Raw genomic sequence first — 21,922 nt, forward strand, 5'->3', positions numbered from 1 at the left:
CCCACCCACGTTCCGGTTGACGGTCGTGGGCGGTTGAAGACTGGTGACGCGGGAAGGCCGACGGAACCGGAGAATTTCGTGCCGAAGCTTCGGCGGTCCCAACCGCGGCGCATGCACGACATCAATCACTCTTATTCGAGGACCAGCGATGACGGATACGCGAAGGGAATGGATCAGCAAGAGAGCCTATACGATCTGGGAGGAAGCCGGCCGGCCTGACGGGCGCGACGGCGACCATTGGGATCAGGCCGAGCGGGAACGTGCCGATTTCGAGAAGGGCGCGGGGGCAAAGAAGGCCGCCAAGAAGCCGCTGATCGAAATCTCAGGCAAAGCGAAGCCTGCGAAGGCGCAGGCGGCCAAGCCGAAGAAGAAGGAAGCCAAGGCGGAAAAACCAGCAGCCGCTAAAGTTCCTGCCAAGGCGAAAACGGCGAAGGCCGCAGCCGACAAATCGATCTGATCCGCCGGCGGCGGCCGTTTCGTCCGCCGCGGCGTCCTGCCCCCTTGGAAGCCGGCGGAAAGCGCTCTATCTGGACCTCGACCACTCCCAAGACGAGGTTCCCTTGCGCTGGATCTACATGCTGGCCGGCCTTTTCATGACGGCGCTCGGCATTGTCGGCGCCTTCCTGCCGCTGTTGCCGACCACGCCCTTCCTTCTGGTCGCGGTCTGGTGTTTCTCGCGATCCTCGCCGCGCCTGGAGCAATGGTTGCTCAACCACCGCACGCTTGGGCCGCCGCTGACGAATTGGCGCCGCGAAGGCGCCATCTCGGCGCGGGCGAAAACGATGGCCGTATCGCTGATCGTCGCGAGCTACGGCTTCTTCTGGTATCGCACACAGCCATCGCCGCTTTTAGCTATAATCGTCGGGCTGGTGCTTGCGGGAAGCGTCACCTTCATCCTCACACGCCCGCTGCCGAAAGGTTGAGATGACCAACAAGACCGCAGCGCCCGTCGTCGTATGGTTCCGCAAGGACCTTCGACTGGATGACAACGCCGCCCTTGCCGCGGCGGCCGACACGGGACGACCCGTGATCCCTCTTTATATCCGCGAACCGGAGGCCGCCGGCACCGGGCCGCTGGGCGCCGCCCAGGCCTGGTGGCTGCATCACGCGCTCGCCTCGCTTGCGCGCGGCCTCGAAAAAGCCGGCTCGCCGCTCGTACTGCGGTCCGGCGCGGCCGCCGATGTTCTGCGCAAGTTTGTCTCGGAAACGGGCGCGGATACGCTTTACTGGAACCGCAGGCATGATCCGGCCGGCATTTCCATCGACAAGGAGATAAAGCGCGTATTCAAGGCCGAAGGCCTCGACGTGCACAGTTTCTCCGGTCAACTGCTGCACGATCCGACCCGCCTCCTGACGGGCGAGAAGAAGCCCTACCGGGTCTATACGCCATTCTGGAAGGCGCTCGAGCGTGAGGGCGAACCGCCGGAACCGATCGAGGCACCGAAGCACATCAAGGCCCCGACGAAGGCGCCGCCGTCCGAAATACTCGACGATTGGAAATTCCTGCCCGTCAAACCGGACTGGGCGGCATCCTTCAAGGACATCTGGACGCCCGGCGAGGCAGCCGCACGCGAACGCCTGGACGACTTCGTGGACGTCGCCATTGCGGACTACAAGGTGGATCGAGATCATCCCGCGCTCGACGCGACGTCCAGGATGTCGCCCTACCTGGCGCTCGGTGAAATCTCCCCTGCCCGCATCTGGCATGCGACGCGCGGCCTGAAGGCGCCCGCCGACGACGTGATCCACTTCCGCAAGGAGCTGGCCTGGCGCGAGTTCTGCCACCATCTGCATTTCCATTTTCCCGCCCTTGCCGAGAAGAACTGGAACGAGCGCTTCGACGACTTTCCCTGGGAAAAGGCAGGCAAGCATTTCCGCCTGTGGACACAGGGCATGACGGGCTACCCGATCGTCGATGCCGGTATGCGCCAGCTCTGGAAACATGGCTGGATGCACAACCGGGTTCGCATGATCACGGCATCGTTCCTCATCAAGCATCTGATGATCGACTGGCGGCATGGCGAGAAGTGGTTTCGCGATACGCTGGTGGACGCAGACGCCGCATCGAACCCGGCCAACTGGCAATGGGTGGCGGGCTCGGGTGCCGACGCCTCCCCCTTCTTCCGCATCTTCAATCCGATCCTGCAGGGTGAGAAATTCGACCCCGACGGCACCTATGTCCGCGCCTTCGTGCCGGAACTGGAGCATCTCGACGCGGCCTTTATCCACAAACCGTTCGATGCGCCCGCTGACGTGCTGAAAAAGGCGAAGATCGAGTTGGGCACGACCTATCCCAAGCCGATCGTCGACCACGCCAAGGCGCGCGAACGCGCACTGGCGGCCTACAAATCCCTGAAGAACGCCTGACCTAGCCGTTCCCGGCCAGGGTTTTGGACAGAAGCGACACCAGCGCGTCTCCGGCGTCCTCCAGCGCGCCGCTGTTGTCGATAACGACAGTGTCGGCGGCGACAACGATTTCGGGGACTGCACGGTCGAGACGCTTGCGGATTGCGTCTGCGGTCTCACGACCGCGTGCGGCAAGCCGTTCGGCAAGGATGTCCGGGCGCGCCGTGATCAGCACGACGGTGAGGCGGGGAAAGGCGCATGCGAAGGCCGGAAGTGCGGAACGGCTGCCGTTGGCGATCAGCGTCACGCCCTTTTCCAACTGGGCCAGCGTCCCGGCGGGAATACCGTAGGACAGGCCATGGGCGTCCCACGATACGGCGAAGCCGCCCTCCGATTTGCGCCGTGCGAAACCTGCGGCATCGATGGCCTCATGCGCCTCCCCGCCGGCATCGGCGGGCCGGGTGATGACGCGGCGCACGAACTGCACGCGCGCCTCTCCAGCGAAATGCCGTGCGGCATAGGACATCACGCTGTCCTTGCCGGCACCGCTCGGCCCGACGACCACCACCATCGTGCCAGCGGCGACACGCGGCGCATGCGGCTTCGCCTCCATGCTCATGCCACGCGGCGACCCTGGCGCCAGACCGAGCGCACGACCGGCACGCCATCCGGCCGGCGCACGCGCACGATATCGGCACGCAGACCCTTGGCGATCGCACCCCGGTCATCGAGACCAACCGTGCGGGCGGGCGTGGTCGAGACCATCGCAATCGCCGTCGGGAGATCGATGCCCTCCACCTCGTCGGCCAGAATGAAGGGCGCATGCATCAGGCTGAAGGGCACGTAGTCGGAGGACAGGACATCGAGCACGCCCATCTTGGCCAAATCGCGCGCCGCGATGTTGCCGGAGTGGGACTTGCCGCGCACGATGTTGGGCGCGCCCATCAGCACGCTCATGCCCGCACCGTGCGAGGCCTTCGCCGCTTCGACGCTGGTCGGGAATTCGGCCAGGCGGATACCGTAGCCGATCGCTTCCTCGACATGCTCCAGCGTAGCGTCGTCATGGCTGGCGACAGAGATATTACGCGCCGCACAGGATGCGGCGATGGCGTCGCGGTGCGGCTTGGCGTAACGCGCGGAAAGCTCCTGCTGCCGCTTGCAGAATTCGGCGAATTCGGCATCCGAGAGGCCACGCTTCTTCTGGTAGTAGAGAACGTACTGGTCCATGGTCTGGAACTGCCGCTGGCCCGGCGCGTGATCCATCAGGGAAACGAGACGGACCATCGGGTCGCCTTCGAATTCTGCGTAATGATCCAATACGTTATCTGTGGAAACTTCACACCGAAGATGAATGAGGTGTTCCGCGCGAAGACGGTCTTCCGCCTGCGCCTCCGCAAGAGCATCGGCCATGGCGCGCATCTCGCCCTGTTCGAAACCGCCGTCCGAATCCGAGCCCATGCGCAGACAATCGAAGACGGTGGTGATGCCTGACGTGACGACCTGTGCATCATGCGACTGGATCGCCGCGGTCTTGCCCCAGCGAACGCCGGGGCGCGGCGAATAATGCGCTTCGAGATGGTCGGTGTGCAGCTCGACGAGGCCGGGAATGAGGAAATCGCCTTCCATGTCCTCACCGGCAGCAGACATTCCCTCGGCGATATCGGCGATGAGGCCGTCGCGCAGAACGAGCGTGCCATCCAGAACCCGGTCCTCAAGCACGATTTTTGCATTAGAAAGAATAGCTTCGCGGGTCATCTTCATGCAGTCTTTCTGTTGGCGGCCCCACCCAGCGGGAAGAGCGAATGAACGGTGAAATCGGCGCCGCGCGATGGCTCCCGGAAGAGCGCCAGCCCGCCGAGCGTCAGCGGACGACCATGGAAATCGGCGAAGTGATCGAGAAGGGCGGCTTCGACGGCGTCACGGCTCTCAACCGGCACGCGGCCTGTCAGCGTCATGTGGAAACGGAACTCATCGAAGACGTAGGGATAACCCCACTGCACCAGATTTTGCCGCTCGGCGCCGCCCAGTTCATCCGGCTTGCGCCGCGCGATATCGGCCGAGGTCAGCGGGGCGCGGAAACGCTCGAAGCGCCGGACCACTTCGCCGGCGAAACTTTGGAGTGACTCGCAATGATCGCCGGGTACCAGCGCGAAAAAGGAGCCGAGGCGTCCGACCACGAGCTCGGGAATGTCGAAGGCTTCCATCTCGCAAACGAAGCGGCCGATTTCGGCGACAAGCTCGGCTTCGCTGCGGCCTTCGGCCAATGCGAACGGCGCCTTCAGGGTGGCATGGAAGCCATAACGGCGCGGGTCTGCCGTGAGCCCCGCCACCGCCGACGCCTCGAAATTGCCGACCGCCGGCTGCTCCAGCGCAGCACCGGTAAAGGCGTTGCGTCCGAGCCAGCGCTGGGCGGCAAGGGTCAGGGGATCGCTGGCGGGCGGGGTAAAGTAAAGGGCGTATCGCAAAGGCTCATTCCTGTGAAACTCGTTCGACGCCGCCCGCGAAGGCGACGCCGGATCATGAAAGCATTCCTGTGGCAGCATCATGCCGCCATGCGATCAATGCATCGGCTTTCCGATCAATCGCGACCTCAGCGCATTCGAAATTCCATCGAATACAAAGACCACGATGAGGATCAGCACCACCATATAGGCCACCTTGTCCCAATCGGCATTCGTGCCCATCGCCTCCAGGAGCTTCAGACCGATGCCGCCGGCGCCGACCGCGCCGATGATCGTCGCGGACCGGGTGTTCGATTCCCAGAAGTAAAGCGACTGCGAGACGAAGACCGGCAGGACCTGCGGCAACACACCGAACCGGTTGACCGTCACGGACGATGCCCCGACGGACTTCACCCCCTCGCGCTGCTTGTCGTCGACATTCTCCAGCGCCTCGGCATAGACCTTACCAAGCGCGCCCGTGTCCGTGAAGAAGATCGCGGCGATGCCGGGGATCGGTCCGGGGCCGAAACCGCGCGTGAAGAACAGCGCCCAGATCAGCATGTCGATCGACCGCAGGAAATCGAAGAGCCGCTTCATGCCCCAGTTCGCGGCGCGGTTCAGCGTGATGTTGCGGGCGGCAATGAAGGCGAGCGGCAGGGCAAACAGCGTGCCGAGAAGCGTGCCGACGAAAGCCATGACCAGTGTCTGGAGGAGCTTGGACAGGATGTCGGCATGCTGCCAGGCGCTATTGCCCAGGAAGTCATCGACCATATGGCGCACGTTCGAACGATCCGGATCGACGCGCTCGGCCAGGAGCGCGAGGTTCGCGATCTCGCCGAACGATTTTCCCCAGAAGGGCGAACGGATATCGAAGAAGAAGTTGGCCCAGCCGAGGAACCGGCGCTGGACATAGACCTGCGATCCGCGGATCTCGGCGCCGCCCTCGAAGCCATAATCGACCATGACCTTCGTGCCATCGAAAACAACGCCCGCAGGCGCGCCTTCCGGCGGCTCCACACCATCCGCGGTGATGGCGACCGGATAGGATGCTCCGTCGACAAGGATATCGACGCGGTCGGGATGGACGTCCAGCCGGTTCCCCTCACCGTCGTAAATCACGCTATAGCCACCATCCGCCATCGGACGGAGCCAGTCGATATCAGCCCCCTCAGGATATTGCCGGCGGCTAGACCATTGCGGCACGACGGCGCCATCGACGAAACGCAGGCGCGGTTGCGCGCGCCAGGAATACCAGTCCTGGACATAGATGGCGGCACGGTCCCAGCGCCCCTGCATGAAGGCCGGACCGACATTGAAGGCAACAAAGCAGACGGCGAGATAAAGGACGGTAACGCCGGCACACAGCGCGAGCCCCCATCGCTGCCAGAAGCTGCGCCGGAAGACATCGGGATAGGAAGCCAGAAGCCGGTCGCGCTCGGCGGCGTGGATCATGGTCGGCGACATCAGACGGCTCCCCGTGCGGCGTCGAGGAACTGTTGGCCGATCAGGCGCCGGCGCAGCCACGACGAAAACTGGTCGACCGCGATGATGGTGACGAGCAGGAGGATGACGATCGCATAGGTCTTGGCGGCGTGGTCGCGGCCGATGGCCAGGCGGAACACCTCGCCGATACCGCCGCCCCCGACGGCGCCGATAATCGTCGAGGCCCGCACATTGATCTCGGCACGCAGCAGCGTGTAGGACACGAAATTCGGCAGGACCTGGGGAACGATGGCATAACGCACGCGCTCGACCCAGCGCGCCCCGGTGGCGCGCAGCCCCTCGTCCGGGCGCATATCGACGTTCTCTACGACCTCGAAGAACAGCTTTCCGAGCGCGCCGATCGTGTGGATGGTGATCGCCACGATGGCGGCGATCGGCCCGATGGACAGGATGGCGGTCAGGAGGCCGGCGACCACGATTTCCGGAAAGGCGCGCATGACCTCCATGATCCGGCGTACGACCCAGCGCGTGGCGCCCGCGCCGACGAGATTGGTCGAGGCGAAGAAGCAGAGCAGGAAGGCCAGCACGAAGCCGATGATTGTGGCGATCAGCGCGATATTCACGGTGATGATCAGCTGGTAGATGAAATGCGGGATATAGAAGCCATCCGTGATGTAGACCCGCTCGGACGTGTAGTCGTAGCGCAGCGACCCGTCGGCATAGGGCGACGGCAGGTCGAACATCGCACGCACGATTTCCATCGGGCTGTCGGGCACGAAATTGCGGATGAAGTCGAAAACGTAGGGCAGGCGTTCGAAGAACTTGCCGGAATTCGCGCTGTTGGCGAAATCGAGCGACGCCCAGAGCGCCACGAGGAAGACGACGATCGCGAGGACGGTATAGATCCGCCGCGTGCGCAGCTGCTGCTGGTAGTGCCGCATCACCGCGGCGGCGGACGGTCCAAGACCGCTCATCGTGTTTTCAGCCGTGCCGGACGCCATGCCGCTTTCTCCTGTGGGGCGGGTGGCGCCTGAGGCGCCACCCATCATGTTGGCGATCAACCGCCGATGACGGACTTACGGGCGTCGATGATCGTCTGGTAGAACGACTGGTCGACCTTGATGTAGTCCTTGTTGGCGCCCTGCGTGTAGGACTGGAAGCAGGCGAGGTCCTTCTTCGGCAGCTCGAAGAAATACTGCTCGACCTTGGCGCGCATGTCTTCCGCCAGCTTGTTGGACACCATCAGCGGGCCGTTCGGGATCAGCGGCGACTTCCAGACCTCGACGATATCGTCCATGTCGAGGTTGCCCTTGTTGACCATCTGGTAGAGGTTGCCGCCCGTATACCCCTCTTCCCACTTGCCGACGCCCGAACCGAAGGTCGTGCCCACATCGAACTTGCCGTCGAGAACGGCGAGAACGAGGTTTTCGTGGCCGCCGCCGAAGCCGGTTTCAGAGAAGTATTCCTTGACCGGCATGCCGATTTCCTTCGGCAGCGTCACGCTCGGCACGAGGTAGCCCGAGGTCGAATCCGGGTCGGCGAAGCCGATCTTCTTGCCCTTGGCGTCGGCCAGCGTCTTGATGCCGGAATCCTTGCGGGCGACCATGATGGAGTAATAGCCGCTGGAGCCGTCCGACTGCGTGTAGGTCAGGATCGGGTCGACGGCCTTCGGGTCCTGAAGGTAGATGGCGGCGTAGGACGACGCGCCCATCGAGGCGATGTCGATCGTGCCGCCGAGCAGGCCCTGGATGACGCCGTTATAGTCCGGCGACGGGAAGATCTGGACTTCCGGCACGCCGGTCGCGGCCTTCAGGCCGTCGGCAACGCACTGGGTGTTGCGGATCTGGTCGGCTTCGTTTTCCGAGCCGTCGAGACCGATGCGCAGGACCTTGACGTCCTGGGCCATGGCGGAACCGGCCGTCACGGCGATTGCGACGGCGGCGAGCAGAGCTTTCTTCAACATTGCGTTCTCCTTTTGCCGGCCTCGCCGGCAGTCGAATCCTGTCGGTCTGTGTTGCCCTTGACGCGGGCGTTCGATCCCGGCGGGTCAGAGACCGGCCAGTGCCAGCGGTGTGGGGCTGGCGGATTCCTTGTCGTTGTCGGGTTCGTTGTCCTGCCGTGCAGGGTTGCGAATGGCGGTGGACGTGACCCTCTCGTCGATCTCCGCGCCATCTGAACCCGTGCCGTAGATCGTGCGCACCGCCTCGGCGTCCAGCTCCCGCGACGGGCCGTCGAAAACCACGCGACCGCCCGACATGCCGATGATGCGCTCGCAATAGGCGCGCGCCGTATCGAGGGTGTGCAGGTTGGTGACGACGGTGATGCCCTCGCGCTCGTTGATGTCGCGCAGCGCATCCATCACGATCTTGGCGTTCAGCGGGTCGAGAGAGGCAATCGGCTCGTCGGCAAGCAGCATCTTGGGGTTCTGCATCAGCGCGCGGGCGATCGCCACGCGCTGCTGCTGGCCGCCCGAGAGCGTGCCCGCGGGCTGGAGCGCCGTCTGCTCGATACCGAGCCGTTCCAGGGCGGCAATCGCCATGATGCGCTCGTCGTTGCTGAAGATGCTCAGCAGGCTGAGGATGGTCGAACGATGGTTGAGGCGGCCGAGCATGACATTGGTCAGTACATCCAGGCGCGGCACGAGGTTGAACTGCTGGAAGATCATCGCGCAGTCGCGCTGCCAGTTGCGCAACGCCGAGCCGCGCAGCGACGACACCTCGATATCGTTGAAATGGATCGTGCCCTCGCTCGGATCGGCAAGGCGGTTGATCATACGCAGCATGGTCGACTTGCCTGCGCCCGAACGGCCGATGACGCCGACCATCTGGCCCTGCGGGATGTCGAACGTCACGTTGTCGACGGCAACGCGCTCGCCGAAACGGCGGGTGACATTCTTCAGTCGGAACATGGCAGCTCCCTCTTCCTTCGCTCGGCGCCCGGGCTTGGGTCCTGTCGCTTTCGGGACTGGCTCTAAACGTCGTTGATGAAAGGGCCATGTCAGTTCCATGTCGGAAAAATAACAGTCCACAGGCCTGGTTTTCAGGCATTGCGGCACGCCTTCTCACCCGCCGTAGCGGGAAAGGAAGGCTTCTGCGTCAAGTTTGCGAAAGTCATCGAGCGCGCTGCGCAGCCGGCCATGATCCCAGTCCCACCACGCGAGTTTTTCCATGCGTTCGGCGATGCTTCGCGGGAAGCGCTCACGAATGACTTTCGCCGCGACACCGCCGACAATGGTATAGGGTTCGACGTCCTTGGTGACGACCGCACCCGATCCCACGACCGCGCCGTTGCCGATCGTGACGCCCGGCAGGATGGTCGACCCGTGGCCGATCCAGACATCGTGCCCAATCGTGACCCGATGCTCGCGCCGTCGTGCGAAGAAATCCGCTTCCTGGTCCGCATCGGGCCAGTAATCGTTGGCGCGGTAGGTGAAGTGATGCAGCGTCGCGCGCCACATCGGGTGGTTCGTTGCGTTGATGCGCACGCAGGCGGCGATGTTGACGAACTTGCCGATCGTCGTGCACCAGACCGAGCCGCTCTCCATGATATAGGAATAGTCGCCGATTTCCGCCTCGCTGATACGGCAGTTCTCGGCAACTTCCGTGTAGCGGCCAAGCATCGTATCGGCGACGATCGCCGTCGGGTGGATTAGCGGCGTTTCGGAGAGCTTCGTCATGGCACGGCCTTTCTCGGCGAGAAGGCGGAGACATCCACGATGCGATCGGCGACCCTTTCGCGCACATCTTCGTCGTGGAAGATGCCGAGAAGCGCCACGCCTGCGGCCTTCTTCTCCTCGATCATGCCCACTACGACGGCACGGTTCTTCGCGTCGAGCGAAGCCGTCGGCTCATCGAGCAGGAGGATACGGTGATCGGTGATGAAACCGCGGGCGATGTTGACGCGCTGCTGCTCGCCACCGGAGAAGGTGGCCGGCGGTAATTGCCACAGTTCACGCGGCAGGTTGAGGCGCGCCAGCATGGCTTCGGCCATGCCCCTCGCCTCTTTCACGTCCGTTCCCCGCGCCGTGATCGGATCGGCGACGACATCGACAGCCGCGACCCGTGGCACCGTTCGCAGAAACTGGCTGACATAGCCGAGTGTTGCCCGGCGCACGGACAGGATCGTGCGGGGATCGGCGCTCGCCAGGTCGAGCAGGCGGCCGCCGTGTTCGATGAGGATCTGGCCGCCATCGACGGCATAATTGCCATAGACCATCTTGAGCAGCGAACTCTTGCCAATGCCGGAGGGACCGCCCAGCACGACGCATTCGCCGGCCTTCACCGAAAAGGTGACGTTGGACATGACGGGCAACCGGATGCCGTCGCGGAGATGCATGGTGAAGCTCTTGGCGACTTCGGAAACGACGAGTGGAGTAGCCATGGTTAAACCTGCAAGATCGAGGAAACGAGGAGCTGGGTATAGGCTTCGCGCGGATCGTCGAGCACGCGATCGGTCAGGCCCTGCTCGATGACGAGGCCCTCCTTCATCACCATCATGCGGTGCGAAAGCAGGCGCGCGACGGCAAGGTCATGCGTGACGATGATCGCCGAAAGGCCGAGATCCTGAACGAGGCCGCGCAGGAGATCGAGCAGGCGGGCCTGCACCGAAACGTCGAGGCCGCCGGTCGGCTCGTCCATGAAGATCAGCCGTGGCGACGTCACGAGGTTGCGCGCGATCTGCAGGCGTTGGCGCATGCCGCCGGAGAAGGCGCGCGGCTGGTCGTCGATGCGGTCCACGCTGATCTCCACCCGGCGCAGCCAGTCGCCGGCCGTGTCGCGGATGTTGCCATAGTGCCGCTCGCCAACGGCCATCAGCCGTTCGCCGACATTGGCGCCGGCCGAGACTGCCATACGCAGGCCGTCCGCCGGATTCTGGTGCACGAAACCCCAGTCCGTACGCATCAGGAAGCGGCGCTCCGCCTCGCTCATGCGGGAGAGGTCGCGCATCTGGCCGTCACGCATGCGGTATTCGACGGAACCTGACGTCGGCATCAGCCGGGTGGCGAGGCAATTGAGCAGCGTCGTCTTGCCCGACCCGGATTCGCCGACGATGGCCAGCACCTCGCCCGGCCAGAGGTCAAAAGAGACATTCCGGCACCCGGTGCGCGCGCCGTAGAATTTGGAGATATCGCGGGCCTTGAGAATGGGCGCGTCGGTCATTCGGCAGCCTCCTTATCATAGGCGAGATGGCCGCGGTGGCCCTGTGCGCAGCGGTCTTCGCAATGGTCGGTGTCGGAGCAGACGAACATCCGTCCGCCCTTGTCGTCGAGCACGACCTCGTCGAGATAGACGTCCTCGGCGCCGCACAGGGCGCAGGGCTTGTCGAAGGTCTGGATCTCGAAGGGATGGTCCTCGAAATCGAGGCTGACGACCTCGGTGTGGGGCGGCACAGCGTAGATGCGCTTCTCGCGTCCCGCGCCGAAGAGCTGGAGCGCTTCCGACATGTGCATCTTCGGATTGTCGAATTTCGGCGTCGGCGACGGATCCATGACGTAACGTCCCTCGACTTTCACCGGATAGGCATAGGTCGTGGCGATATGGCCGTTCCTGGCGATATCCTCATAGAGCTTCACATGCATGAGGCCGTATTCCTCCAGCGCATGCATCTTGCGGGTCTCGGTCTCGCGCGGTTCGAGGAAGCGCAGCGGCTCGGGGATCGGCACCTGGTAGACCAGCGTCTGGCCGGCCGTCAGCTTTTCCTCCGGGATGCGATGGCGTGTCTGGATGATGGACGCTTCGCGCGTCCTGGTCGTGACCGCGACATTGGCGACCTTCTGGAAGAAGGCGCGGATGGAAACGGCGTTGGTCGTATCGTCGGCCCCCTGGTCGATGACCTTCAGCACATCATCGAGCCCGAGGATCGCCGCCGTCACCTGCACGCCGCCGGTGCCCCAGCCATAGGGCATGGGCATTTCGCGTGAGGCGAACGGGACCTGATAGCCGGGGATGGCGATGGCCTTCAGGATCGCGCGGCGGATCATGCGCTTCGTCTGTTCGTCGAGATAGGCGAAATTGTAGGTTGCCAGTTCTGCCGTGCTCATTCTGCGGCCTCCGGAAGATCAGCGTTTGTATTCTGCGCGTTCTCGTATTCACGCCGCATGCGGCGCACGAGGGCAAGTTCGGCCTGGAAATCCACGTAGTGCGGGAGTTTCAGGTGCTCGACGAAACCGGTCGCCTGCACATTGTCGGAATGGGAGATGACGAATTCCTCATCCTGCGCAGGCGCAACGACATCCTCGCCGAATTCCTCCGCGCGCAAGGCGCGATCCACCAATGACATCGCCATGGCCTTGCGTTCGCTCTGGCCGAAGACGAGCCCGTAGCCGCGCGTAAACTGCGGCGGGGTCTTCGCCGAGCCCTTGAACTGCGCGATCATCTGGCATTCGGTGATCTGAATGCGGCCGAGCGACACGGAAAAGCCGAGCTCCGGCATGTCGAGCTCTACCTCGACTTCGCCGATACGCACTTCCCCGACGAAAGGATGGGTGCGGGCATAGCCGCGCTGGGTGGAGTAGCCGAGCGCCAGCAAGAAACCCTCATCGCCCCGGGCGAGTGCCTGCAAGCGAAGGTCGCGCGCCATCGGGTACTCCAGCGGCTCGCGGGTGATGTCACCGGGCACATGGCCGTCCGGCAGGCTGCCGTCATGCTCGACAAGGCCTTCACCGGCGAGAATATCAGACACGCGCATGACCCGCTCCCCGCTGTCTTCGCGCTCCAGCGGCGCGTCGATATCGGCATCCGCCAGCAGGGACGGGTCGAGTAGACGGTGCGTATAGTCGAAAGTCGGGCCGAGCAGCTGGCCGCCAGGCAGATCCTTGTAAGTCGCGGAGACACGGCGCTCGATCACCATTGCAGATGTATCGACGGGCCTGGAATAGCCGAAGCGCGGCAGCGTCGTACGGTAGGCGCGCAGGATAAAGATCGCCTCGATCATGTCGCCCCGCGCCTGCCGGATGGCGAGCGCCGCAAGCGCCCGGCCGTACAGCGAGGCCTCCGCCATCACGCGGTCCACGGCAAGGCCGAGCTGCGCGACGATCTGCTCGATGCCGATCGCCGGCAGTGCGCGATCGCCACGGCGGCGGTCGGCGAGAAGGCGGTGAGCGTTGGCAATGGCGGCTTCGCCACCCTTGACGGCAACATACATGGCTCAGGCCTCCTTGATCTGCAGGACGGTGGTGCGCGGCAGGCAAAGGACCCTGTTGCCAGCGACAAGGATCAGGTCGACACCGCGGGGGAAATTCTGTCGGTTCTGCGCCCAGAACTGCGCAAACATGTCGGGCAGACCCACAGTCGCGATGGTCTCTTGCGTGCGAATACCCGGCCCGGTGAGCGTGAACGGGCTTCCGCCTTCGAATGCCTCGATCTCGACCACAAGCGTGGTGGAACGATCCGGGTAATCCTGCGTGCCCTGCGCGAAGAGGCAGAGATCAGGCAGGACCCCGCCCTTTTCGACGAAGGCAAATCGGGCGTCCTGTCGCTCGGCGGTAATGGCCGCACCCGTGTGAAAGGCAAGCCAGGTGGGCAATGCCGAGGCGGCAAGCGCCGGGGTCAACCACACGGCCGTATCGTGATCGCACAGCGTGAGTGCAATGGCGCCGGCTGCCGGAGAGAGCGGTGCGGGCGGCACGGCATTGCCGGCGATGTCGCCGACCGTGCCGGGACGGGCCATGCCGTCCATCAACGTGCGAAAGACGGCCTGCGCTGCGAAGACCGGCTCCGGGAACCCGCCGGAAAAGGTGTCGGTATCGGGTTTCATCAGTCCTCTCCGCGAACCATGGTGAAGAAATCGACGCGGGTGGCGGCCGTCTGGCGAGCCTTTGCGGCATCCTCGCCGGCAAGACGCGCCGCAATGGCCGCAAGAAGCCTCTCGACGTCGGCCTTGCGTGCCGGCTGCTGGAAAAGCGCATCGAAGATCGCCGCAAGCCGGGCCTTCACCCCGTCCGTGCCGAGCGTCTGGCCGTGGCCGACCGTGTCGTCATCAAGGCGAATACTGGCGCGGCTCACCGTTGCCTCGCCGAGATTGAACGGCGCGCCACCGCCGCCGATACGCCCGCGGACCATCACGAGGCCGGTCTCCGGGCCGCGCACCGGCTGCGCGTCCGGCTTGTCATCAAGAGCATCGAACGCGGACTGCAATTCGGCGCGGGTCGCTTTTGCCAGAAGGCCGATGGCCCTGCGTCGCTCGCCATCGCAATCCGTCGCGCCGGGGTCGGCAGATTTTTGAACCGATGCCATTGCCTCACTCCTAAATGTCTATTAATCTAGACAACTGTACATCTAATTCTTGTCTTAATCCGGCGGAATGACAAGGGTGTGACAGATCTTTCTTGGGGCGGCGAAAATGGTGGAACGACAAACGGGCGTGGCGCTCTGGCGGCAGATTGCAGACCGCATGCGCCTCGCGATCAATAATGGCGATTTCGACGAGACCGGGATGATGCCGCCGGAGACGGTTCTTGCCGCACGGTTCGGCGTGAACCGCCATACGGTGCGCAGCGCCATGGCGACGCTTGCAGATGAAGGCATCGTGCGCCCCATCCAGGGCGTCGGCACCCGCATCGAACGGCGCGACAGGCTGCGTTTTCCGATTTCACGGCGAACGCGCTTCTCGCAGGGCCTCGGAAATCAGGCGCGCGAGATCGAAGGCCGGATGCTGGAGGCGGATATGGACGTTGCGCCCGCTTTGGTCGGGCAGGCATTGGGATTGGCGGCGGGAACGCCGTGCGTGCGAATGGAAACCGTCAACAGTGCCGACAAGCGCCCGATATCGCGTGCAACGCATTATTTCCCGGCGGAACGGTTTGCCGGGATCGCCGACGCTTATGAGAAGACACTCTCGATTACCGCAGCGTTTCGCGAACTTGGCGTGTCCGACTATGTACGCCGGTCGACGGAGATTTCCGCGATCCACGCCGAAGGCGACGACATGCGCCACCTGAAACTCTCGCCCGGAGCGATCATTCTTGTCGCGACCGCCATCAACACCGATCTCGCGGGTATGCCGATCCAGTATTCGCGCACGCGCTTCGCCGCGGATCGCGTCAAGCTGACGGTGGAGCCAGAAAATGACGATATCGGTAACCTTGGCCAATCCGCCTAGGTCACCGACCGTCACGTTTCTCGGATTACAGGATCAGTTCGCGGTGCCGTCGGGCGTCACGCGCTGGCTTTCACCGCCCGTGCCGGACTGTGGCGTGGGATCGCGATCCGTCGGCACCGTCTGGCCGTTATCGGGAGCGGTGTCGTCGATCGCGCCATCGGGTGTGGCGTTGCCGGTACCCGTCGACGTTCCGCTGGTCGATGTGGCCTGACCGCTATCTGTGGGGTCGGAGGGCGCGATACGGTTGCCCCAGATCTCGACCACGCCCCAGACAAGAAATGCGAGCACGAGGCTCACGCCCAATACCTTCAGAATGGGAACTCCGGGACCGCCCTGCCTCGCCTCGCGAGCCGCATATTCCTTTCGGACGGGCTCGTGGGTGCGGGTGATCGGATCGCCGCGTTCGTCTTTCTGATGGGCCATGTCAGCACTCCCTGCATTTGATGTCAGGAAGGGAACTTCTCATCGGCACGAAAGTTCCGAGCCTCAGGCTTCCGCGGGCCCATCCAGCCCGAGTGCGTCGATCAACCGGCGCTGTCTGAGCAGGAGCGTGGTGAGCGCGACGACGTCGCCGCGCGTCGGCTGGTGCGTCATGCTTTCCTGCACCGCCTCGACGATCGCCTCCAGCGTATCGGTGATCTCGCGCGAGACATCGTGCAGGTCCAGGAAACGCGGATCGGCGGCCGCGGCCGCAAGCGTTGCGACCGAGACGCGCCCGATACCGTGCGGCACCTTCGAGCCCGCATCGCTGTAGCCCTCCGGCAGGTCGCCCTTGAGATTGCTGACCCGCCGCCTGAGGATGACGTCCATGATCTGGTCGACCGCCTGGCAGGCACCCGCCACGCGTGAGGGATGATCGGTATCGGCGGCCGCGTGCGGAAGAAGTTCCAGCTTGCCGGGATGCCGCTCCGCGACCTTGAGATAGGGCAGCATCGGCCCGCTCGGGACGCCGCTCGTCGCATTCTTGAAGAGATCGGCGTCGATTGCGGCGTGGCGCAGCCGGCCGGAAGCCAGTGCCCTGTCGAGCGCCGCCGTATCCACCACCTCACCGCGGTCATAATTGACCAGAACGGCGCCACGATTCATCGCCGAAAGCACGGCCTCGCCGACGAGCCCGGCATTGGCATAGCGGCGGGTTTCCGCATCCAGCCGGCCCAGGCCGACATGAACGGACAGCACATCCGCGCCGCTCGCCGCCTCGACAGGCGTTGGTGCGAAGTCGAAGCCTTCGGCTTCAATCCATTGCCGATGGCTCGGGCGGGCGTAGATCGACACCCACATGCCGAAGGCACGGGCGAGCTTCGCCACTTCGCGGCCGATATTGCCATAACCGAGCACCGCCATCTTGCGGCCCTCCAGCTTGGCTGTGGGGTAGGATTTCAGGTCGCGGCCCGTATCGAAATCACCCGCTACAACACGCTGGTGCAGGACATCGACCGGAAGATCCGGGATCACGTTCAGGATCGCCTTCATCACCATCTGCGCGGTCGCGCGGCTGTTGATGCCGGGCGTGTTCATGAGCGGCGCGGTACCGCCCTCCCCGTTGCCACCGCCCCAGGATGCCGACCCCATATTGCCGGTGCCGGCACCGATGCGCACGCCGCCGAGCGGAAAGACGGCTTGTTTGGGGATGAAGGTCGCAGCGGCGATCAACGCATCGTAGCGACCGTCCGCGGTCTGCGCGATGATCTCGACCTCGGCGCTGAGATCGGGCTGATAGAAGAAATGAATGCCCGGCGGCAGATCCTCGCGCTTGTAAGCCCCGTCGTGAAAATGCCCGCCGCGGGCTTCGATATAGGCGCGCGCTTCGCCTGCATCGGGTCGCCCCTCCGCATCGAAGCGCAGGCCGACGAGATCGGCGATCAGGACCTTGTAAGCGCGATCGAGGCCGTCGGTCGTTCCGGTTTGCCGCTCCTGCATGTTCCCCTCCAAATCCTCACCCGTTTCGTAGGCGAGATTGCAGGATCGGGCAAGCCGAGCCGGTTTGTCAGGTCCCGCCCAGCGGCGCGCAAAGGACGGGACTGTCCCCGCTTTCCAGGAACTCCCGCACCGTGGGCGGAAGCAATCTGGAATTCTGCGGCAGCACTCCGCAGCGTGATAGCAGGAGCCGGCGGTCGGTATCGGTGCCGAGATGGCGCCAGATGGCCCGCGACGCATAGGGCTGGTTCTGCTTTCGCCAGGATATGCCGAGTGTCATGCCCTTGAGATAGATGCGCTGATGGGTTTCGAACGGCGCCAGGATGGTCTCGGCGATCATCGGCTCGTCGCGCGTGCTGCGCTCGACGATGAAGATTCGGTTCTGCAGGAAAGAGGCCAGCCCGACATATTTCGTGAATTGCCGGATTTCATGTGGACGGTCCTGGATACGCTCGATTGTCTTGACGCGGACAACACCGTCTTTCTCGTCTATCCGGGTGCAGGAACAGACGATCATGCCGGGCCATGACAGGGAGACGTGATAGGTCTGGTAGTAACCGAGATGCCGCCGAAGCGCCGGGAGATTGCCCGGAAAGCACGTCTGGAGCGCATCCGCCTCGAAGGCAGCGCCAGCCGAACTCAGCAAACGCTGTTCGAATTTCACCGGATCAAGCGAGAAATCGCCCGGGCGCACACCGAAAAATGCCGCGATCCGCGCCAGATTGTGCGGCGACGGCATTGCCTCGCCGTTCACATAGCGATTGAACTGCTGGCGGTTGACGCCGAGCTGGCGACAGATTTCCGACACCGATTTGCGGGTGCTGCAAGCGTGGCGGAGATTGACCGCAAATGATGTGTCCTGCATGTCGATCCTTTGTCAGCGTAGCGTAAACCAGCGTAACCTCGCGTCAAGTCGTGAAATATCAACGCACCACGATATTCGCTACGACTGGGCACGACGACCCCAGCCATGTTCCGGGGTCACCACAAGAACGGGAACCGCCCACATGACGCCTATCTGGAAGTCCGAACCTCATGCCAATGCCGGCCTCAACCGCCGCGCATTCCTCGGCGGCACCGCAGCCCTCGGTGTTCTCGCTGTGACCGCGACAAGCCTTGCGCCCGGCCGCGCGCAGGCGCAGGAGCCGAAGCGTGGGGGACATCTGAAGCTTGGCCTGAACGGCGGCGCTGCGACCGATATGCTCGACCCGGCAGGCTACAGCGCCGGCGTCGCCTTCGTCACCGGACGCTGCTGGGGCGATACGCTGGTGGAATCCCATCCGGAAACCGGCGCGGCCGTCCCCTCGCTTGCCGAATCCTGGGAGCCGTCTGCGGACGCATCGGTCTGGACCTTCAAGATCCGCAAGGGCGTGCAGTTCCATGACGGCAGCGAGATGACCGTCGCCGACGTGCTGGCCACGCTCAAGCGTCACGGCGACGCGGGCTCCAAGTCCGGTGCGCTTGGTCTTCTCGGCTCCATCAAGTCGATCGAGGACAAGGCGGGCGACCTCGTGATCACGCTCACCGAAGGCAATGCCGACCTGCCGCTGATCCTGTCGGACTATCACCTGATCATCCAGCCGGGTGGCGGCGTAGCGAACCCGCACGCTGCAATCGGCACGGGCCCCTACAAGCTGACCTCGTTCGAAGCCGGCGTGCGCACGACCTTCGAGAAGAACGCGAACGACTGGCGCAGCGACCGCGGTTTCGTGCAAAGCGTCGAGATCATCGTGATGAACGACACGACGGCGCGCATTGCGGCCTTGTCGTCGGGACAGGTGCATTTCATCAGCATGGTGGAGCCGAAGACTGCCGCTCTCCTGACGCGCGCACCGACCGTGGAAATCCTCCAGACCGGTGGCAAGGGCTTCTACAGCTTCCTGATGCATTGCGACACCGCACCCTTCGACAACAACGACCTGCGCCTTGCGCTCAAATACGCCATCGACCGTCAGGAAATTCTCGATCGCGTGCTTGGTGGCTACGGAAAGCTCGGCAATGACTATCCGGTCAATGCCGCCTATGCGCTGGCGCCCGACGATATCGAGCAGCGCATGTTCGATCCTGACAAGGCCGCGTTCCATTTCAAGAAGTCCGGCCATTCCGGCGCAGTCGTCCTGCGCGCTGCCAATGCGGCTTTCCCGGGTGCCGTCGATGCCGCCGTGCTCTTCCAGGAAAGCGCCAAGAAGGCCGGTATCGCCATCGACGTCAAGCGCGAGCCGGATGATGGCTACTGGTCGAATGTCTGGAACGTCCAGCCGTTCTGCGCCTCCTACTGGGGCGGCCGTCCGACGCAGGATTCGCGTTACGCGACCTCTTATGTCTCGAACGCGGAATGGAACGATACGCGCTTCAAGCGCCCGGACTTCGACAAGATCATCCTGCAGGCACGCGCCGAACTCGACGACACCAAGCGCCGCGAACTCTACCGGACGGCGGCGCTGATGGTGCGCGACGAAGGCGGACTGATCCTGCCCGTCTTCAACGACTACCTCAACGCCTGCTCCAAGCAGGTGAAGGGCTATGTCCACGACATCGGCAACGACGTCTCGAACGGCTATGTCGCCAGCCGCGTGTGGTTCGACAGCTGAGCCAGCGCCGCATCGGCCTGACGGGGTGATCCATCCCGTCGGGTCAGTCGCCTCCCTTTGACCAAACGGATACTGCCCATGTCCCGCGCCTTCACCGTCATTGAAAACGAATGGATCACGCTTGCCGATGGCACGCGGCTCGCCGCCCGCATCTGGATGCCGGACGGCGCGGTCGATGATCCCGTGCCCGCCGTCTTCGAGTTCCTGCCCTACCGCAAGGGCGATGGCACGAGCCCGCGCGACGAATCCACCTATCCGGTCTTCGCCGCAGCCGGCATTGCCGGCGTGCGCGTCGACATCCGCGGCTCGGGTGAATCCGACGGCGTCATCGACGGCGAATACACGCCGCTCGAGCTGGCCAATGCGTGCGAGCTCATTGCATGGATTGCAGCACAGCCCTGGTCGAACGGCTCGGTCGGCATGATGGGCATCTCCTGGGGCGGGTTCAACTGCCTCCAGGTCGCCGCCCTCAAGCCGCCGGCGCTGAAGGCCGTCATTTCCATCGCCTCCACCGTCGATCGCTACAATGACGACATCCATTACAAGAACGGCACGCACCTTTCCGCCCAGCTGTCCTGGGCCGCGACGATGCTGGCCTACCAGTCGCGCTCGCCCGATCCGGCGATCGTCGGCGACCGCTGGCGCGACATGTGGCTGGAACGCCTCCAGAAGGAAGATTTCTTCATGGAGGAGTGGCTGCAGCACCAGCGCCGCGACGCCTTCTGGCAGCACGGTTCCATTTGTGAAGATTTCGATGGTTTCCCGCTGCCCGCGCTCGTCATTGCCGGCTGGGCGGACGGGTATCGCAACACGCCTTTGAAAGCAGTCGAAGGCCTTGGCGACAAGGCGAAGGCACTGATCGGCCCGTGGGTACACAAATATCCGCATTTCGCCTGGCCGAAGCCGCGCATGGATTTCCACGCAGAAGCCATCGCCTGGTGGAACCGCTGGCTGCGCGGCGAGGAAAACGGCATCGAAAAGACGCCGCAGGTCCGCGCCTATATCCAGGATGCGCCCAAGCCCGCGTTGCGGCGCGAATTCGACCCCGGCTTCTGGGCCGCAAAGGATAGCTGGGAGACGCCCGAAATGGCGACTTTCTATGTCGAGCAATACGGCACGCTTGCGCCCGGCATGCCGATAACGGGCGCGTCCGGCCATGACCGCTACCTGAAGTCCCCGCTCGATACCGGGATCATGGCGGGCGAGTGGTTCACACTGAAGCCTGATGCGGAAATGGCGCTCGACCAGCGGCTCGACGATGCCGGATCGCTTGTCATTGAAACGGCACCGCTTGCCGAAGCGCAGGATTTTCTCGGTCAGCCCGTGCTCAAGCTCGACATCTCGACGGAGGCGGAGATCGGCAACCTCTGCGCCCGCCTTGTCGATATTCATCCTGACGGTACGGCGACGCGCGTCACCTTCGGCGTGCTCAACCTTGCCCATCGCGATGGAAATGCAGAGCCCAAGGCGATGCCGAAGGGTGAGAAAACCCGCATCCGCCTCGTGCTGGACGCGATGGGCTACCGGTTCCGCCCCGGCCATCGCATTCGCCTGTCGCTCTCCACCGCCTACTGGCCCATGGTATTGCCGCCGCCGGTCGATGCGGGGGTGACCATCGACCTTGCCTCGCTCGGCCTTGCCCTGCCCAAGCTCGGCGAATTCAGGGTTATCGACATTCCCGAGCCTGAAAACACCGACCCCTTGCCGAAATACACCGAGCTTGCGCCCGGTGAAACCGCGCGCGGCGTGGAGCGCGACCTGACGAATGGCCTCACGGAGTACACAATCTACGAGGATACCGGTCTCCACGAGCATCCGGGCACGGGACTGGCGACACGGCAGGTGCGTGACGAGCTTTGGTCGATCGCCGAAAATGACCCCCTGTCGATGACTGGCACCTCCGTCTGGACCTGCGACATGCAGCGCCCCGGCTGGTCCGTGCGCACGATCTCGACCTCGTCCATCGCCTGCATCGCCACGGACTGGTTGATCTCCGCGAACGTGCGGGCCTTCGAGGGCGAGACGCAGATCTTCGAGAAGACCTTCGAGAAGAAAATCCCGCGCGATTTTATGTGAGCCAGATCA

At 63.9% G+C, this 21,922-nt stretch carries 22 protein-coding genes and 1 pseudogene; 6 read left to right on the plus strand and 17 right to left on the minus strand.

What is annotated here, in order from left to right:
• The first annotated feature begins 148 nt into the window (after positions 1-148).
• The 3 genes from K6301_RS17415 (at position 149) to K6301_RS17425 (ending at position 2,367) form a co-directional block, all read left to right on the plus strand.
• Positions 149-457 carry a DUF2934 domain-containing protein gene (locus K6301_RS17415; protein ID WP_247221789.1) on the plus strand — a complete coding sequence of 103 codons (309 nt, stop codon included), beginning with the start codon at positions 149-151 and terminating at the stop codon, positions 455-457.
• A 103-nt stretch (positions 458-560) separates the two neighbouring features.
• Positions 561-923, plus strand: coding sequence for a YbaN family protein (locus K6301_RS17420; RefSeq protein WP_247221790.1), 363 nt, complete (start codon positions 561-563; stop codon positions 921-923).
• A gap of 1 nt (position 924) precedes the next feature.
• Positions 925-2,367: a cryptochrome/photolyase family protein gene (locus K6301_RS17425; protein WP_247221791.1), complete on the plus strand. Its 1,443-nt coding sequence runs from the start codon at positions 925-927 to the stop codon at positions 2,365-2,367.
• Position 2,368: 1 nt separating this feature from the next.
• Here K6301_RS17425 and phnN read toward each other — a convergent pair whose 3' ends face one another.
• The 14 genes from phnN to phnG form a co-directional block, all read right to left on the minus strand.
• Entirely contained in the window at positions 2,369-2,965 is a 597-nt protein-coding gene (gene phnN, locus K6301_RS17430) for a phosphonate metabolism protein/1,5-bisphosphokinase (PRPP-forming) PhnN (protein ID WP_247221792.1), read from the minus strand.
• Complete coding sequence (locus tag K6301_RS17435) at positions 2,962-4,101, minus strand: alpha-D-ribose 1-methylphosphonate 5-triphosphate diphosphatase (RefSeq protein WP_247222531.1); 1,140 nt, start codon at positions 4,099-4,101, stop codon at positions 2,962-2,964. Before K6301_RS17435 ends, phnN begins: the two co-directional genes overlap by 4 nt.
• A 2-nt stretch (positions 4,102-4,103) precedes the next feature.
• A complete protein-coding gene (locus K6301_RS17440; protein ID WP_247221793.1) occupies positions 4,104-4,811 on the minus strand; it encodes a DUF1045 domain-containing protein in 708 nt (235 codons plus the stop codon).
• 93 nt (positions 4,812-4,904) lie between these two features.
• Positions 4,905-6,251 (minus strand): phosphonate ABC transporter, permease protein PhnE, encoded by a 1,347-nt coding sequence (gene phnE, locus K6301_RS17445; protein ID WP_425475423.1) that lies wholly within the window; start codon positions 6,249-6,251, stop codon positions 4,905-4,907.
• Entirely contained in the window at positions 6,251-7,171 is a 921-nt protein-coding gene (phnE, locus tag K6301_RS17450) for a phosphonate ABC transporter, permease protein PhnE (protein ID WP_160872977.1), read from the minus strand. The genes phnE (K6301_RS17445) and phnE (K6301_RS17450) overlap by 1 nt, the downstream gene beginning before the upstream one ends.
• Positions 7,172-7,287: 116 nt before the next feature.
• Positions 7,288-8,193, minus strand: a complete 906-nt coding sequence (gene phnD, locus K6301_RS17455; RefSeq protein ID WP_247221795.1) for a phosphonate ABC transporter substrate-binding protein — start codon at positions 8,191-8,193, stop codon at positions 7,288-7,290.
• Positions 8,194-8,277: 84 nt separating this feature from the next.
• Entirely contained in the window at positions 8,278-9,138 is an 861-nt protein-coding gene (gene phnC, locus K6301_RS17460) for a phosphonate ABC transporter ATP-binding protein (RefSeq protein WP_247221797.1), read from the minus strand.
• A gap of 153 nt (positions 9,139-9,291) precedes the next feature.
• The gene (locus tag K6301_RS17465) at positions 9,292-9,906 is read right to left on the minus strand and encodes a DapH/DapD/GlmU-related protein (RefSeq protein ID WP_247221799.1); all 615 of its coding nucleotides are present in this window, start codon (positions 9,904-9,906) and stop codon (positions 9,292-9,294) included.
• Positions 9,903-10,610, minus strand: coding sequence for a phosphonate C-P lyase system protein PhnL (gene phnL, locus K6301_RS17470; RefSeq protein WP_247221800.1), 708 nt, complete (start codon positions 10,608-10,610; stop codon positions 9,903-9,905). The genes K6301_RS17465 and phnL overlap by 4 nt, the downstream gene beginning before the upstream one ends.
• A gap of 2 nt (positions 10,611-10,612) precedes the next feature.
• Positions 10,613-11,389 carry a phosphonate C-P lyase system protein PhnK gene (gene phnK, locus K6301_RS17475; protein WP_247221801.1) on the minus strand — a complete coding sequence of 259 codons (777 nt, stop codon included), beginning with the start codon at positions 11,387-11,389 and terminating at the stop codon, positions 10,613-10,615.
• Entirely contained in the window at positions 11,386-12,270 is an 885-nt protein-coding gene (locus K6301_RS17480; protein ID WP_247221802.1) for an alpha-D-ribose 1-methylphosphonate 5-phosphate C-P-lyase PhnJ, read from the minus strand. The genes phnK and K6301_RS17480 overlap by 4 nt, the downstream gene beginning before the upstream one ends.
• On the minus strand, positions 12,267-13,373 hold the full coding sequence (locus K6301_RS17485; protein ID WP_247221803.1) for a carbon-phosphorus lyase complex subunit: 1,107 nt from the start codon (positions 13,371-13,373) through the stop codon (positions 12,267-12,269). Before K6301_RS17485 ends, K6301_RS17480 begins: the two co-directional genes overlap by 4 nt.
• A 3-nt stretch (positions 13,374-13,376) precedes the next feature.
• Entirely contained in the window at positions 13,377-13,985 is a 609-nt protein-coding gene (phnH, locus tag K6301_RS17490) for a phosphonate C-P lyase system protein PhnH (RefSeq protein ID WP_247221804.1), read from the minus strand.
• The gene (gene phnG, locus K6301_RS17495) at positions 13,985-14,464 is read right to left on the minus strand and encodes a phosphonate C-P lyase system protein PhnG (RefSeq protein ID WP_247221805.1); all 480 of its coding nucleotides are present in this window, start codon (positions 14,462-14,464) and stop codon (positions 13,985-13,987) included. Before phnG ends, phnH begins: the two co-directional genes overlap by 1 nt.
• A gap of 106 nt (positions 14,465-14,570) precedes the next feature.
• Here phnG and phnF point away from each other — a divergent pair, with 106 nt between their 5' ends.
• Complete coding sequence (gene phnF / locus K6301_RS17500) at positions 14,571-15,329, plus strand: phosphonate metabolism transcriptional regulator PhnF (protein WP_247221807.1); 759 nt, start codon at positions 14,571-14,573, stop codon at positions 15,327-15,329.
• 33 nt (positions 15,330-15,362) lie between these two features.
• On the opposite strand, the gene K6301_RS17505 is transcribed toward phnF, so the two are convergent.
• The 3 genes and pseudogenes from K6301_RS17505 to K6301_RS17515 all read right to left on the minus strand — a co-directional run bounded on the left by K6301_RS17505 (position 15,363) and on the right by K6301_RS17515 (position 18,111).
• Positions 15,363-15,752 carry a hypothetical protein gene (locus K6301_RS17505; RefSeq protein WP_247221808.1) on the minus strand — a complete coding sequence of 130 codons (390 nt, stop codon included), beginning with the start codon at positions 15,750-15,752 and terminating at the stop codon, positions 15,363-15,365.
• Positions 15,753-15,815: 63 nt separating this feature from the next.
• Positions 15,816-17,222: pseudogene (locus tag K6301_RS17510) on the minus strand (NAD(P)-dependent oxidoreductase); the annotation flags it as partial.
• Between the two features lie 94 nt (positions 17,223-17,316).
• Positions 17,317-18,111 carry a helix-turn-helix domain-containing protein gene (locus K6301_RS17515; protein ID WP_247221809.1) on the minus strand — a complete coding sequence of 265 codons (795 nt, stop codon included), beginning with the start codon at positions 18,109-18,111 and terminating at the stop codon, positions 17,317-17,319.
• Positions 18,112-18,253: 142 nt separating this feature from the next.
• Between K6301_RS17515 and K6301_RS17520 the strand changes: the two genes are divergently transcribed.
• Both K6301_RS17520 and K6301_RS17525 read left to right on the plus strand, forming a co-directional pair.
• On the plus strand, positions 18,254-19,837 hold the full coding sequence (locus K6301_RS17520; protein WP_247221810.1) for an ABC transporter substrate-binding protein: 1,584 nt from the start codon (positions 18,254-18,256) through the stop codon (positions 19,835-19,837).
• Between the two features lie 78 nt (positions 19,838-19,915).
• Positions 19,916-21,913, plus strand: a complete 1,998-nt coding sequence (locus K6301_RS17525) for a CocE/NonD family hydrolase (RefSeq protein ID WP_247221811.1) — start codon at positions 19,916-19,918, stop codon at positions 21,911-21,913.
• Positions 21,914-21,922: the final 9 nt, after the last annotated feature.

The organism is Shinella oryzae, from assembly GCF_023038235.1.
Lineage (GTDB): Bacteria > Pseudomonadota > Alphaproteobacteria > Rhizobiales > Rhizobiaceae > Shinella > Shinella sumterensis.